Annotated in this window: 17 protein-coding genes and 1 tRNA gene; 13 read left to right on the plus strand and 5 right to left on the minus strand. The window is 60.6% G+C overall.

Features of this window, described 5'->3' with window-relative positions; genetic code table 11:
* The first annotated feature begins 321 nt into the window (after window positions 1-321).
* On the plus strand, window positions 322-498 hold the full coding sequence (locus tag CIW50_RS28910) for a hypothetical protein (protein WP_172980184.1): 177 nt from the start codon (window positions 322-324) through the stop codon (window positions 496-498).
* 1 nt (window position 499) lies between these two features.
* Here CIW50_RS28910 and cmk read toward each other — a convergent pair whose 3' ends face one another.
* Together cmk and aroA are read right to left on the minus strand one after the other, a co-directional pair.
* A complete protein-coding gene (gene cmk / locus CIW50_RS01500; protein WP_149529526.1) occupies window positions 500-1,138 on the minus strand; it encodes a (d)CMP kinase in 639 nt (212 codons plus the stop codon).
* A 111-nt stretch (window positions 1,139-1,249) separates the two neighbouring features.
* Window positions 1,250-2,599: a 3-phosphoshikimate 1-carboxyvinyltransferase gene (gene aroA, locus CIW50_RS01505; RefSeq protein ID WP_172980185.1), complete on the minus strand. Its 1,350-nt coding sequence runs from the start codon at window positions 2,597-2,599 to the stop codon at window positions 1,250-1,252.
* 148 nt (window positions 2,600-2,747) lie between these two features.
* Between aroA and CIW50_RS01510 the strand changes: the two genes are divergently transcribed.
* Both CIW50_RS01510 and CIW50_RS01515 read left to right on the plus strand, forming a co-directional pair.
* Complete coding sequence (locus tag CIW50_RS01510) at window positions 2,748-3,161, plus strand: TIGR02300 family protein (RefSeq protein WP_149529528.1); 414 nt, start codon at window positions 2,748-2,750, stop codon at window positions 3,159-3,161.
* 81 nt (window positions 3,162-3,242) lie between these two features.
* Window positions 3,243-3,318 (plus strand) — tRNA-Ala (locus CIW50_RS01515).
* A gap of 69 nt (window positions 3,319-3,387) precedes the next feature.
* On the opposite strand, the gene CIW50_RS01520 is transcribed toward CIW50_RS01515, so the two are convergent.
* Window positions 3,388-3,846, minus strand: a complete 459-nt coding sequence (locus tag CIW50_RS01520) for a MarR family winged helix-turn-helix transcriptional regulator (RefSeq protein WP_149529529.1) — start codon at window positions 3,844-3,846, stop codon at window positions 3,388-3,390.
* Window positions 3,847-4,006: 160 nt separating this feature from the next.
* On the opposite strand from CIW50_RS01520, the gene CIW50_RS01525 reads away from it, so the two are divergent.
* The 10 genes from CIW50_RS01525 to CIW50_RS01570 all read left to right on the plus strand — a co-directional run bounded on the left by CIW50_RS01525 (window position 4,007) and on the right by CIW50_RS01570 (window position 12,768).
* Entirely contained in the window at window positions 4,007-4,432 is a 426-nt protein-coding gene (locus CIW50_RS01525; RefSeq protein ID WP_149529530.1) for an organic hydroperoxide resistance protein, read from the plus strand.
* Between the two features lie 246 nt (window positions 4,433-4,678).
* On the plus strand, window positions 4,679-5,887 hold the full coding sequence (locus CIW50_RS01530; RefSeq protein WP_149529531.1) for a CaiB/BaiF CoA transferase family protein: 1,209 nt from the start codon (window positions 4,679-4,681) through the stop codon (window positions 5,885-5,887).
* Window positions 5,888-6,054: 167 nt separating this feature from the next.
* Window positions 6,055-7,368 carry a sn-glycerol-3-phosphate ABC transporter substrate-binding protein UgpB gene (gene ugpB / locus CIW50_RS01535; RefSeq protein WP_149529532.1) on the plus strand — a complete coding sequence of 438 codons (1,314 nt, stop codon included), beginning with the start codon at window positions 6,055-6,057 and terminating at the stop codon, window positions 7,366-7,368.
* A gap of 105 nt (window positions 7,369-7,473) precedes the next feature.
* Entirely contained in the window at window positions 7,474-8,355 is an 882-nt protein-coding gene (ugpA, locus tag CIW50_RS01540) for a sn-glycerol-3-phosphate ABC transporter permease UgpA (protein ID WP_149529533.1), read from the plus strand.
* On the plus strand, window positions 8,355-9,203 hold the full coding sequence (gene ugpE / locus CIW50_RS01545; RefSeq protein ID WP_149529534.1) for a sn-glycerol-3-phosphate ABC transporter permease UgpE: 849 nt from the start codon (window positions 8,355-8,357) through the stop codon (window positions 9,201-9,203). The genes ugpA and ugpE overlap by 1 nt, the downstream gene beginning before the upstream one ends.
* A 6-nt stretch (window positions 9,204-9,209) precedes the next feature.
* Window positions 9,210-10,307: a sn-glycerol-3-phosphate import ATP-binding protein UgpC gene (locus CIW50_RS01550; RefSeq protein ID WP_149529535.1), complete on the plus strand. Its 1,098-nt coding sequence runs from the start codon at window positions 9,210-9,212 to the stop codon at window positions 10,305-10,307.
* A gap of 158 nt (window positions 10,308-10,465) precedes the next feature.
* On the plus strand, window positions 10,466-10,891 hold the full coding sequence (locus CIW50_RS01555) for an Hsp20 family protein (protein ID WP_068730313.1): 426 nt from the start codon (window positions 10,466-10,468) through the stop codon (window positions 10,889-10,891).
* Between the two features lie 107 nt (window positions 10,892-10,998).
* The gene (locus CIW50_RS01560; protein WP_149529536.1) at window positions 10,999-11,265 is read left to right on the plus strand and encodes a BQ00720 family protein; all 267 of its coding nucleotides are present in this window, start codon (window positions 10,999-11,001) and stop codon (window positions 11,263-11,265) included.
* Between the two features lie 542 nt (window positions 11,266-11,807).
* Entirely contained in the window at window positions 11,808-12,209 is a 402-nt protein-coding gene (locus tag CIW50_RS01565; protein WP_149529537.1) for a hypothetical protein, read from the plus strand.
* A gap of 31 nt (window positions 12,210-12,240) precedes the next feature.
* Window positions 12,241-12,768, plus strand: coding sequence for a hypothetical protein (locus tag CIW50_RS01570; RefSeq protein WP_149529538.1), 528 nt, complete (start codon window positions 12,241-12,243; stop codon window positions 12,766-12,768).
* Window positions 12,769-12,879: 111 nt separating this feature from the next.
* Here CIW50_RS01570 and ptsN read toward each other — a convergent pair whose 3' ends face one another.
* Together ptsN and hpf are read right to left on the minus strand one after the other, a co-directional pair.
* The gene (gene ptsN, locus CIW50_RS01575; protein ID WP_149529539.1) at window positions 12,880-13,341 is read right to left on the minus strand and encodes a PTS IIA-like nitrogen regulatory protein PtsN; all 462 of its coding nucleotides are present in this window, start codon (window positions 13,339-13,341) and stop codon (window positions 12,880-12,882) included.
* A gap of 240 nt (window positions 13,342-13,581) precedes the next feature.
* Window positions 13,582-14,187 carry a ribosome hibernation-promoting factor, HPF/YfiA family gene (gene hpf, locus CIW50_RS01580; protein WP_149529540.1) on the minus strand — a complete coding sequence of 202 codons (606 nt, stop codon included), beginning with the start codon at window positions 14,185-14,187 and terminating at the stop codon, window positions 13,582-13,584.
* Window positions 14,188-14,209 lie beyond the last annotated feature (22 nt).

Genomic DNA, 14,209 nt, shown 5'->3' on the forward strand with positions numbered 1-14,209 from the left:
AGCGCGTATCGCAGCTCGAGATCGGGAGCGGGCTTTCCTCCAATGACGGCAACGGTTTTGTCTGAGGCCTTTCGGAAAGAAAGAAAAATCAGACCCGTTGCCGGCCCGCTCGGACGGCCTCGACAATGTCGATGGCGGCCCGGACCCGGTGGATATAGCCCCAGCGAGGCTTTGGGGCAAGCCTAGATAGGTTCAGTCCGTTAAGGACAACCATCCACCCGGTATTGACCCTGTGCGCAGAAACGTACCACCGGATTGCGGCCGGGAACCGGACTTTAAACGACACCGCGTAGGCTCCTCATTGCAACGAGGGAGGCTACAATGAAGAATATTACAGCAATTCTGGCTTTTGCCGCATTTTCGGTCTGCGCCGTCGCCGGAAGCATATCCGTGTCGGCAGCGACATTGGCGGCAGGTCCAGTCGAGCCCGTGACCAGTTCGGTCGTGATGCCGGTAACCCAGGAACTGCCGTTCGACCGTTACTGGTCGAAATCCTGATCTAGGAAGCAGCTCGCTTCGCGCGGACTGCCTCGACGATCGCGATGGCGGCACGAACGCCGCCGTCGATATCCAGATTCGAATTATCCAGCAGAAACGCATCCGCAGCGGGCTTCAGCGGGGCGACCGGACGGTTCTGGTCGCGTTCGTCGCGCTTGATGATATCGGCCAGCACGGCAGCCTCATCGGCCACCTCGCCCCGCGCCAGCGCCTCCAGGGTCCGCCGCCGGGCGCGCACTTTGGCATCCGCGACGACGAAGATCTTCACATCGGCGTCGGGACAAATCACGGTTCCAATATCGCGGCCGTCGAGCACCGCCCCCGGCGGATCCTCGGCGAAGCGCCGCTGGAAGTTCAGAAGGACTTCCCGCACCCGGGGAATGGCCGACACCACCGAGGCCGCATCGCCGACTTGCTGGGTCTTCAGCGCCGGATTACCAAATTTCTCGGGATCAAGCTCGCTGGCCACCGCAACGGCCTTCGCCTCATCGGTCAGATCGGCACCGAGATCGAGCAGCGCCTTGGCAACCGCGCGATAGATCACACCGGTATCGAGATGACGGTAGCCGTAATGATGCGCAAGCCGTTTGCCCAGCGTGCCTTTTCCGGATGCGGCGGGACCGTCGATAGCAATGATCATGCGTTGCGCGTGCTCGTCTTGTCACGATGAATGGCGGCGGATCGGGAGCCAAGCTCACGCGACCTGCGCGGGCTTAGCATCCGTCTCCGAAAATATCCACGCCGGCCCGGCTCAGGAAAAGTCGGCACCCAGCCGACGCATCATCGGAATGAAGTCGGGGAAGCTGGTCGCGATGAAGGTGGTGTCGTCGATGGTCACCGGCTTCTCTGACGCGAGGCCCATGGCCAGTGCCGACATGGCGATACGGTGATCCATATGGGTGGCGACGAGACCGCCGCCGGCGACGCGGCCATTGCCATGCACGATGAGGTCATCGCCTGATATCTCGACGTTGACACCGTTGACCCGCAGCATGGCTGCCGTGGCCTCCAGACGGTCGGATTCCTTCACGCGCAATTCCTGCAGACCACGCATGATGGTCGTGCCCTCGGCGAACGCCGCAGCGACTGCCAGCACCAGATATTCGTCGATCATCGACGGCGCGCGCTCGGGCGGCACTTCGACGCCTGTCAGCTTCGAGGCTGTGATGCGGAATTGCGCCATCGGCTCGCCGGCATCGCCGCGGATGTCGCTTTCCTCGATCAAGGCGCCCATCTCGCGCAACGTCGTGAACAGCCCGGTACGCAGCGGATTGGTCATCACGTCGGTGAGCACGATTTCCGAGCCCGGCACGATCAGCGCGGCGACCATCGGAAATGCTGCGGAGGACGGATCTGCCGGCACCACGACATCAGCGCCCTTCAATTCGGGCTGGCCGGTCAGCGTGATCTTGCGACCGTGTGCGCCTTCTTTCTCGGAAGTAATTTCAGCGCCGAAATGCTTGAGCATCAGCTCCGTGTGGTCCCGGCTGGCCTCGGTCTCGATCACCGTGGTCGTGCCCGGCGCCGACAGACCTGCCAGCAGAACGGCCGACTTGATCTGAGCAGAGGCCACCGGTGTGCGATATACGATCGGCAGCGGATCACGCGCGCCTGCGATGGTCAGCGGCAAGCGCCCGCCTTCCTGGCTCGCCGTTACCCTGGCGCCCATCAGCTCAAGCGGGTCGACGATCCGGCGCATCGGCCGGCTTCGCAGCGACGCGTCGCCGTCGAACGTCGCTTCGATCGGGCAGCCCGCGACGGCGCCCATCACCAGCCGGCACCCGGTACCGGAATTTCCGAAATCAAGCGGCGCCTTGGGTGCGGCAAATCCGGCAACGCCGACGCCGTTGACGGTCCACGCGAAATCGCCGGTTCGTTCGACCCTGGCGCCCAGCGCCTGCATCGATTTGGCGGTATTCAGGACGTCCTCGCCCTCCAGCAGCCCGGTGATCCGGGTCTCGCCAACCGCCAGGGCGCCCAGAATAAGGGCCCGATGCGAGATCGACTTGTCGCCGGGCACGCGGGCACTGCCCTGCAAAGCGCCGGATTTACGTGCCGTAAGCGGTGTCGGCTGGGCTGCAGCCGTGTCTGATTGGGTCAAGATTGTGTTCCTTCGCGCAGGCGGCTCGTAGCATATGGGCCACGCTGCGTCACGCGGCGGTCATTCTCACGCAAACCGCTATTGACAGGCGCGCGTCAACTAGCCAAGTGAAGCACCGTTTTTCAAAAAATCCCCAGGATCCGCACACGTGGCCAAATCCGATCTCGGAACCAAACGCATTTGCCCCACGACGGGCAAGAAGTTCTACGACCTCAACAAGAGCCCGGTGATTTCGCCGTATACCGGCGAGGTTGTGCCGATTGCGCCGATTGCGCCGCCGCGGACCCGCGCGGATGCAGCCGCTCGCGCAGCTGCAGCATCTGCTGCCGCGGAAGCTCCGGAAGCCGCCGAGAACGAAGAATTGGTCTCGCTGGAGGAAGCCGACGCCGAGGAAAACACCGGCAAGAAGGCTGCCGTGCTGGAATCCGAGGACGATATCGAAGTCGATGACACCATCGATGACGATGAAGACGATGATTCGACCTTCATTGCCGACGAAGAAGAAGGCGATGAGGACGTGACCGACATCATCGGCGACGTCTCGGGCGACGAAGAAAGTTAAGCTCAGAAGAGACTTGAGATCACTCCTGATATGTGATCTTGGTTTGCCGCGCGACGCCCCACCCAGTGCGTCGCAGGTATTGGGGCCATAGCTCAGCTGGGAGAGCGCTTGCATGGCATGCAAGAGGTCGGCGGTTCGATCCCGCCTGGCTCCACCATCCTTCGCTCGCTTCGCGAGCTTCGATTCGACGAGCCACACCAACCCATCCTCGTTGAGAATGACCGCACTAGTCTCCGATCGCAGCGTTGAGCCTGTCGCGCAGTGCCACGAGATCATTTTTCATCGCGGCCATTTCGCCGACCGTGCAGGCTGACGCCGCAAGGATTCCCTGCGGCACGGCTTTGGCTTTTTCACGCAGCGCCTGACCTTGCGCCGTCAATGCGATCAGCATCTGCCGCTCATCCTCAACGCTACGAGTGCGCTTGATCAGGCCAGCGGCTTCCAGGCGCTTCAACAGCGGCGTCAGCGTGCCGGAATCGAGAAACAACCGCTCACCGATATCCTTGACCGGGACATTGTCCTGCTCCCACAGCACCAGCATCGCCAGATATTGCGGATAGGTCAGCTTCAGCCGCTCCAGCAGCGGCTTGTAGACGCGGTTGAACGCATGACCGGCGGAATAGACGGCGAAGCAGAGCTGGTTATCGAGCTGCAATAGCGGATTCGGTATGGATTTCTTGGCCATGATCATCTCCGGAGCTTATCTGGCCACAGGTAATCCCAGACCCAAACTCCTTCACGATCAGTTGAGCACAATTCGATTGTTTCGTCCATTTTATATATTGCGCACAATCTAATTGTGCGCAATATATAATCGGCAAGATGCAAACAACGAGGAGACGACAATGTCTGTGAACGTACTTTACAAGACCAGCGCCAAGGCAACCGGCGGCCGCGATGGACACGCCGCAACGCTTGATGGCGCACTCGACGTCAAACTCACCACGCCGAAGGAACTCGGCGGCGCAGGTGGTGCCGGCAACAATCCCGAGCAACTGTTCGCGGCCGGCTACGCCGCCTGCTTCATTGGCGCGATGAAGTTTGTGGGCTCGCAGGGTGGCCCGAAGGTGCCCGCCGATGTGTCGGTCACCTCCACCGTAGGTATCGGCCCACGTTCGGCCGGTGGTTTCGGCCTTGATGTCGAACTCGCAGTCTCGCTTCCGGGCCTGCCGCGCGCAGAAGCTGAGGCGCTGGTCGAGAAGGCACATCAGGTCTGCCCGTATTCCAACGCCACCCGCGGCAATATCGATGTCCGCACCGTCGTGGTGTGATCGATCTTACAAATGAGTCTCGTGATCCCGCGGATATTCCGCCGGGCGATGCAAATCCAGGAGGGCTCGGCCATCGGCCGGGCCCTCTTCTGTTCGCCTGACGGCACCCTCACACCTGCCCATAGCGGCCATCCCGCGGTTGGGCATTGCCGCTACGGCGGAAGCCAGCTAGCTCTGACAGCCTCCGACATGTCCTTCGCGATGCTTTGGGCATATCCGCAATACACGTGAGAGAAGGCTGACTTGATGAGCTTGCCGATAGCTCCCGGCGCAATTGCCGGTCTGCGCGTGATCGATCTGTCACGCGTGCTTGGTGGACCCTATTGCACCCAGATCCTGGCCGACCACGGCGCCGACGTCGTCAAGGTCGAACCGCCCGCCGGCGATGAGACCCGCGATTGGGGGCCCCCCTTCCACGACGACGACGCGGCCTATTTCATCGGCACCAACCGCAACAAGCGCTCGATCGGTCTCGACCTCGCCTCTGAGGGCGGTCGTACCGTGTTGATGCGGATGCTCGAAAACGCCGACGTGATGATCGAGAACTTCAAGCCCGGCACGCTCGACAAATGGGGCATCGGCAACGATTTCCTGCGCGAGAAATTCCCGCAGTTGATCCATTGCCGCATCTCCGGCTTCGGCGGCGACGGCCCGCATGGCGGTCATCCCGGCTATGATGCGATCGTCCAGTCGATGGTCGGTCTGATGGCCTCGACCGGTTCGCAGGAAAGCGGCCCGACCCGCATCGGCGTGGCGCTGGTTGACATGTCGACCGGTCTCTATGCCTGCGTCGGCATCCTGATGGCACTGGCGGAACGCGCCAAGTCGGGTCTCGGTCAGTTTGTCGAAGCGACGCTGTACGAGACCGGTCTCGCCATCATGCATCCGCATACCTCGAACTACTTCTTCAACGGTGGCAAGCCGCCGGCACTGACCGGCAACGAGCATCCGAACCTGGTGCCCTATGCCGTGTTCGCGGCTCGCGACGGCAACATCTTCATGGGCGTCGGCAATGACGGCACCTTCCGCAAACTGTGCCGCGAACTTGGCAAACCGGACCTCGGCACGGACGTACGTTTCGCACGCAACCGTGACCGCGTGCAGAATCGCGATGCGCTGCGGGCCGAACTGGAAGAGATCCTGAAAGATCACGACAGCGCGCCGCTGTGCGAGCGCCTGCTCGGCGCCGGCCTGCCGGCAGGCCCGGTGCAGTCGATCGACAAGGCACTCGCCAATGCGCACACGAAGCATCGCGGCGATATCATCGAGAAGGACTGGTACAAGGGCGTCGCCTCGCCGGTCCGCTTCGACCGCACCAAGGCCAGCCTGCGCCGCGTCCCGCCGAAGTTCAACGAACACGCCAATGAGATTCTGGGCGAGTTCGGCTATTCCGCGGACGAGATCAAGGATCTTGTCGCCAAGGGAACCGTGAGCGGCTCCGAGCGCAAGCGATAAGAACAACACGGGGCTGCGCGATCCGCAGCCCCGTTCGACTTCGACTTTTTGCGGCTTCCCAACGCCGCCATTTCCCGCCTAGCATCCGCACTGTCAAAATGTCGCATGCACGTCATCCGGCGCAGCTTTGTTGCAACGAGACGATGACGGCTAACGGGAGAAACTGGATGATCCGCCCCAAATTCGCACTTGCCACTTTGTTCGCATCCACGCTGGCGCTCGCTTCGCCCGCACATGCGGTGACCGAGATCCAGTGGTGGCACGCGATGACCGGCGGCAACAACGACATCGTCAACAAGCTCGCGGCTGACTTCAATGCCAGCCAGTCGGACTACAAGGTGGTCCCGACCTTCAAGGGCAGCTATCCCGACACCATGAACGCCGGCATCGCAGCATTCCGCGCCGGCACCGCGCCGCACATCCTGCAGGTCTTCGAGGTCGGCACCGCGACCATGATGAGCGCGAAAGGGGCCGTCAAACCTGTCTACCAGCTGATGAAGGATGCGGGCGAGCCGTTCGATCCAAACAACTACCTGCCCGCGATCACCGGCTACTACTCGACATCGAAGGGCGAGATGCTGTCGTTTCCCTTCAACTCGTCGTCGATGGTGATGTGGGTCAATCTGGATGCGCTGAAGAAAGCCAACATTGCCGAGATTCCCAAGACCTGGCCCGAAGTGTTCGAGGGCGCCAAGAAGCTCAAGGCGGCCGGCTATGCGACCTGCGGCTTCTCCAATGCCTGGGCGACCTGGGCCAATATCGAGCAATTCTCGGCATGGCATAACGTGCCTATCGGTACCAAGGCGAACGGACTCGACGGCTTCGACACCGAATTGAAGTTCAATTCACCGCTGCACGTCAAACATCTGCAGACCCTGATCGAATTGCAGAAGGACAAGACCTACGATTACTCTGGCCGCGCCAATGCCAGCGAGAGCCGGTTCGGCTCCGGTGAATGCCCGCTGTTCATGACCTCGTCCGGCTATTATGCGACGGCGAAAGGCACCGCCAAATTCGCTTTCACCTCGGTGCCGATGCCCTACTATCCCGACGTCACCGGCGCGCCGCAGAATTCGATCATCGGCGGCGCCTCGCTATGGGTGATGGGCGGCAAGAAGCCCGACGAATACAAGGGCATCGCGAAATTCTTCAGCTTCCTGTCAGACACAGATCGTCAGGCCAAGCTGCATCAGGAGTCAGGCTATCTGCCGATCACCAAGGCCGCCTATGAGAAGACCAAGGCCGATGGTTTCTATGACAAGAACCCGATCCTGCAGACCCCGCTGAAAGAGCTGACCAACAAGGAGCCGACCGAAAATTCGCGCGGCCTGCGGTTCGGCAACATGGTGCAACTGCGAGATATCTGGTCCGAAGAGATCGAGGCTGCGCTGGGCGGCCAGAAGACGGCACAACAGGCACTCGACACCGCCGTGAGCCGCGGCAACGCCATGTTGCGGACCTTCGAAAAGACTGCGAAGTAGTCTTCAAGCGGACGCTACGTTGCCCGGCCTCACGCGCAATTGCGCGCTTGGACCGGGCGATGACATGAGCAGAATGAGGCTGCTTTCTGGGGCACGACGAACTGCATGGAAAAGTCCGCGGTCTTCAAGGGTAAGCTGCTGCCGTATTTGTTACTCGTGCCGCAGCTGGTCATCACCCTGGTGTTTTTCTACTGGCCGGCCAGCCAGGCCGTCTGGCAATCGTTTCTGCGCGAGGACGCCTTCGGCCTGAACTCGGAATTCATCGGGCTGGAAAACTATCAAGCGCTGCTGGCCCAGCCGGAATACTACAAGGCAATGGCGACGACCGTGGTGTTCTCGTCGCTTGTCGCCGCGCTGTCGCTATCGATCGCATTGTTGTTCGCCACCCAGGCCGACAAGAATCTGAAAGCGGCGCCGACTTTCAAGGTCATGATGATCTGGCCCTATGCGGTGGCTCCCGCGGTCGCCGGCGTGCTCTGGCTGTTCATCTTCCATCCCTCGCTCGGCACCATGGCACGGCCGCTGCGCCTGATGGGCTTCAACTGGAATCCAATGCTGAACGGCAACCATGCCATGGCGCTGGTCGTCATGGCGGCGGTGTGGAAGCAGATCGCCTATAATTTCCTGTTCTTCCTGGCCGGCCTGCAGGCGATCCCGCGCAGCGTACTGGAGGCCGGAGCGATCGACGGCGCCGGACCATATCGGCGATTCTGGACGATCACGTTCCCGCTGCTGTCGCCGACCACGTTCTTCCTGCTGGTCGTCAATGTCGTCTATGTGTTTTTCGACACCTTCGGCATCATCGACGCCGTCACCGGTGGTGGACCGGCCGGGGCGACGACCACCATGGTCTACAAGGTCTATGCCGACGGCAGGCTCGGCGGCGACCTCGGCGGATCGGCAGCGCAGTCGGTGATCCTGATGGTTATCGTAATCGCGCTCACGGCCATCCAGTTTCGTTATGTCGAGCGCAAGGTGCAGTACTGATGGTCGAGCACCGCCGCTGGAACGACATCCTCGCTTACGCGATCCTGACTTTCGGCGTGTTCATCGTCGTGTTCCCGGTCTATGTCGCGCTGATCGCCTCGACCCATGACGCAGCCACGGTGGTCAACGGCAACATGCCGATGCTGCCGGGCAGTCATACGCTGGAGAACTACTACCGCGCGATTTTCATCGGCGGATCGCGCGCCAGCCGCGAGCCGGTCGGCCATATGCTGATGAACTCGTTCGTCATGGCAATGGGCATCGCACTCGGCAAGATCGTGATCTCGATCCTCTCCGCCTATGCGGTGGTGTATTTCCGTTTTCCGTTCCGCCAGACGGCGTTCTGGATCATTTTCGTGACGCTGATGCTGCCGGTCGAGGTCCGTATATATCCAACCTACAAGGTAATCGCCGATCTGAAGATGCTCGACACCTATGCCGGGCTGATCCTGCCGCTGATCGCATCGGCCACCGGCACGCTGCTGTTCCGGCAATTCTTCATGACGATCCCTGACGAGTTGCTGGAAGCCTCGCGCATCGACGGCGCTGGTCCCTTCCGCTTTTTCAAGGATACGCTGCTGCCGCTGTCGGTCACCACGATGGCAGCACTGTTCGTGATCCAGTTCATCTATGGCTGGAACCAGTATTTGTGGCCGCTGCTGATCACGACGCAGGAATCGATGCAGACCATTGTGACCGGCATCAAGAAGATGCTGACGACGACGGATGAACTCGCCGAATGGCAGCTCGCGATGGCAACGGCGATCCTTGCCATGCTGCCGCCTGTCGCCGTGGTGGTGTTCATGCAGCGGCTGTTCGTGCGCGGCCTGGTCGAGACGGAGAAGTAAGTTCAGATGGCCAATGTTTCGCTGCGCAACGTCCGCAAGACCTATCCCGGCGGATTCGAGGCCATCAAAGGCATCGATTTCGAAATCTGCGACGGCCAGTTCTGCGTGCTGGTCGGACCAAGTGGCTGCGGCAAGTCAACCTTGCTGCGTATGGTCGCCGGCCTTGAGACCATCACCTCAGGCGAGATCGATATTGGAGGCCGGGTCGTCAACGAGATCGAACCGGCCGATCGCGACATCGCCATGGTGTTCCAGAACTACGCGCTTTATCCGCATATGAGCGTCTACAACAACATGGCCTATGGGCTGCGCAACCGGGGCATGCCGAAGCCCGAGATCGATACGCGCGTGCGCGAAGCCGCGCAGACACTCGAACTCACCGGCATGCTCGATCGCAAGCCCAGACAATTATCTGGCGGCCAGCGCCAGCGCGTCGCCATGGGCCGCGCCATCGTCCGGCAGCCGAAAGTGTTCCTGTTCGACGAACCACTGTCGAATCTAGACGCCAAGCTCCGCGTTGCCATGCGGGTCGAAATCCGCAAGCTGCAACGTCGTCTGAAGACGACCTCGATTTACGTCACTCACGACCAGCTCGAGGCGATGACGCTGGCGGATATTCTGGTGGTGATGAATGGCGGCCAGGTCGAGCAGATCGGCAGTCCACTCGATATCTATCGCAGGCCAGCAACCACTTTCGTCGCCTCTTTCATCGGCGCGCCTCCGATGAACCTGATCAAGCTGAGCGGCGATGAGATCCGTGCGCAATTCGCCGGCGACCGCCGCAGCGCTGCCGAGGCCGGTATCCTGGGTGTCCGGCCGGAAGACCTTTCGATCTCCGGCGCGGCCACAGCTGACGGCGGCATTACGCTGAACCTGACGGTCGAGGCCATCGAACGCGTCGGCGCGGAAACCTTTGTCTACGGCACCCGTGCGCGGGCCGAGAAGGCGGTCAGCGCCACTCCGGGCGAGCTGCCCGAGGGCGAGGTCATCGTGCGTATCCCTGGCCAGGATGCCCCGGCCATTGGTGCTTCGATCCGCGCCGCTGCCCACCGCGACAAACTGCACCTGTTCAGCGCTGACGGCCGCAACCGGATCGATATCTGATCAGGTTCAAGGTCTTAGTAACGGTTTCCCTGCAATTTACAGGTGCTTGAACCGGGCTTTGGCATGCCCATATTGTTGATTGACCGGTTGGCAGAGTGCCGACTGGCCAGGGGTGCCGTAAGGGCCCCTCAAAGTCGCTTCGAGAGGGCTTTGTAGGTATGTCTCGTGTTCCTTCGCTATCCAGTCCGTTCCTTTTGGGATTCGACGAGATTGAGCGTGCGCTCGATCGCGTCGTCAAAGGCGCCGACGGTTATCCTCCTTACAACATCGAGCGGTGCGACCGTAACAACGGTCAACCCGAACGCCTGCGGATCACGCTGGCGGTCGCAGGTTTCACCCGCGATCAGCTCGATGTGACCACCGAGGAAAACCAGCTCGTGATCCGGGGCCGCCAGCAGGACGACAAGACCCGGCAATACATCCATCGCGGCATCGCCGCGCGTCACTTCCAGCGCACGTTCGTGCTGGCGGAGGGAATGCTGGTGCTGGGTGCGGATCTGAAGAACGGGTTGTTGTCGATTGATCTGGCCAGGCCTGAGCCTGAAAGGGTCATTAAGACAATCGCTATCAATGAACACGAATAATGCATGACCGGGAAATTGGGTTCCCGGTTTTTCGATCAGGTCATGCATCCTGAATATGGAACGAGTAGCGGACTCGACCGCTTGATCTCATAGAAGGAGTCGAGACGATGACTGAAGTTGTTACGATCACTGAAAATGCCGCTGTCACCACCGAAGCATTGGCGCATCTGGGCGAAGGTATGATCGCCTACGTGAAGCCCGTTCGCTCGGAGGACGTACCGGGACTGTTCCCGCAGGCACCGCAGATCGCGCCGGGACTGCAGTTGTTTGCACTGCACGCCGCCGACGGCACACCCATCATGCTCACCGACAGCCGTGAATCGGCCATCGCGAACGCATGGAGCCAGGAATTGCAGGCCGTCAGCGTTCACTAATGCGAACTGGCTGACATGCAGACGTCAGGATACGCGGTGACAGCCGCGTATCCCAATGTTCAGCATCTTAGTGTCCAAACGACGGTCATCACGCGCAGGTCGCTCGGCTTGCATGACGCGGTACTGTTTAACCCGTCGTCAACATCGTGAACGCACATCAGACGCAATCGATTCGCACGCGACCGCTCATCCGCTGTGCCATCTACAAAATTGATCCCTCCATCAATAGCAATCTGTATATCCGACGCGATGGCAACATTGCGCCTGATCGCTGCTGTCCTTTCACAGAAGAGAACAGTGACCACGCATTCACCATGACTTGAGAAAATCTGGTCGTATTGAGATTCGAGGTCGCCATGAGCGGATCGACACAAGCCCAGATCGTTCAAATCGAAGACTTGCTACGGAACGTCGGAGCAACGGTCACCATTCCGAAGGCAGATATAGTTCCCCGGTCCAGCTCCTGGAGGTTCGATAGCCGGCAGGTGATCGCAGCCTGTTTCGCGATCTTTGTTTTTGCACCGGGCTGTGCAGCCGCCGCCGTGTTCCTGATGCGCGCCGACGGCACTGTCCCTCCCATCATCGCGCCCAACAGCAATCCGCCTTTCGTGACCAAGTCAGACCGCTTACCGGTCGGACAATGGAGCGCCGAGGCCGTTCAGAACCTCGGCGCCTTGGATGGCGCGCGCCTCACGGCGGCGACTGCTGTCGCAGATCCCACATTTCTCTCACCAATCCTGATCCGCGGCAGCCTTGAGGAAGGTACGCTCACGACCTTCACCGAGCCTGCAGTCGTGGCGGAGCCAATCATGCTGCAGTCAAAGCCGCGGCTGAAGCGTGACATCCGGCGCCCCCGGCCGCCCAAACTCGTCGCCGAAATCACTCAACCTGAGCCGCAACGACCAACCTTCTTCGAAAAACTGTTCGGACAACGTTTCAACTAACCAGTCACTTTTCTTACAAGCGAGGAACACAATGCAAAATTCTGCCGCGATGAACTCGGACGTCAAAGCCCTCCTCACTTTGTTGCTGCTGAAGACCGGCACCAGTTCGCCGGAGATTCACAATGCTCTGCAGCTTGCTGCTGCATCCCGGGTGATGATGGCGGAAGAACATGCCAATCCGACGCGCATGCAGGCCACAGAAGCTTCGAGCAGCAACGTCGCCAAACTTCGCCCCGTAGCCGCCGTCAACGTTCCTGAAACATCTGCAGCAGTGCGACGCATGAAGCAGAGCGCAGAGGCGATGAATTCCGACGTCAAGGCGCTGCTGACACTGCTGCTACTCAAGAGCGGCGCGGATTCCAGTGAGATCCAGACGGCGCTGCGGATGGCAGCCGCATCGCGCGCAGTTGCCGCAGCGGAAGAAGCAGAATCGATCCGTGTCGAAACGCAGGCGGAAGCTACCTCTGCAGCCATGAACGAGCTCGCATCGATCACCGCGCGGCAGGCGGTGCGCAACGAGTCGCTCGCTCCAATCTCTGCCAAGGAATTCGCGGCGTAAGCTGGCGAGGCCAACCAGCCTTCTATCTCCACGCACGCAGGGATCTGGTTCAGAGTAGAGAATCGCCCGGTCCAGCCGGGCGCTTCCAGCGCAAGCTGCCGGGCGAGACGTTTAGGCGGCTGTCGCTGGCGGCAAAGCGAGCACCGAATAGATTGCCTGCGCGTCACGGGAGGCACGCAGTTTCTTCGCGACGTCCTGATCGCGCAGCAGACGTGCGATCCGCGCCAGCGCCTTCAGATGATCGGCGCCGGCACCTTCCGGCGCCAGCAGCAGAAACACCAGATCGACCGGCTGGCCGTCCATGGCCTCGAAATCGATCGGACGATCGAGGCGCGCAAACAGGCCGAACAGCTTGTCGAGCTTCGGCAACTTGCCATGCGGAATAGCAACGCCATAGCCCACGGCCGTCGTGCCGAGCTTCTCACGCTGCAACAGCACCTCGAAGATGGCGCGGTCATTCTGACCGGTGAGCACAGAAGCGCGCGCAGCGAGCTCTTGCAGAGCCTGCTTCTTGCTGTTGACCTTCAACGCCGGGATTATCGCCTCGGGCGCGACCAGATCGGTAATCGTCATTGACCGTTCCGAGGATGTTTGACCGTCAGCGGGTAGTTAGAACCAAAACCGGCAGCGTCAAGAAAGACTGGAAAGGGGCATCGTTCCCTGTGGCGGAAAACGCGCCGGGCGCGAACGCCCGGACGTACTCTAGCACCGGAACCCCCCATGCGAAATCCATTGACCGGTATAACCTGTCAAAGGCGGCGGACCATAGGGAGGGGCCGTTTGGGCGTCAATCCTGTTAAAGAGAATTGGCCGTCAGGACGGTTTAACCGCCGGCGGATCAACCCAACCCACGTTACCGTCCCCCCGTCGATAAACGATATTTAGCCGGCCGGTACTTCCATGCTGAAATACCACGACGGCAGCGCCGGTAAAGTCGAGTTCCATAACAGCTTCGCTGACCGAGAACCGCTTCAGCGATCTGGTCGATTCGGCAATGATGACCGGATCGTAGCCGCCATCGGCATCGTCCTCATGATCGGGCGCCTCGATAATGTAGCTGGGCGCATCCAAAGTCGGGGCCGTGAGTTCGGCCATCGCTTGATTTTCTGCATGCGCCTTGCGCGCGGAACGATCTTTCAGTCGGCTCTTGTAGCGACGCAACCGCTTCTCGATCTGGAGCAGCGCCTGGTCGGCACTCGCATAAGCATCCGCTGCATTGGAGTCCGCTTCGAGCGTGATTCCGGAATCAAGATGCAACGCACAATCAGTGCGGAAGCCGAAGCCGTCTTTGCTAAGCGTGATGTGGCCGGAATAGTTACCATCGAAATATTTACGAAGGACCTCATCGGTCCGCTCGCTCACGCGGCCTCGCAAAGCGTCTCCGACACTGATGCTTTTTCCCGAGATACGAAGGGTCATGCTGATGCCTCGATTCTTCTGC

It is taken from the genome of Tardiphaga sp. P9-11 (assembly GCF_008329525.1).
GTDB lineage: Bacteria > Pseudomonadota > Alphaproteobacteria > Rhizobiales > Xanthobacteraceae > Tardiphaga.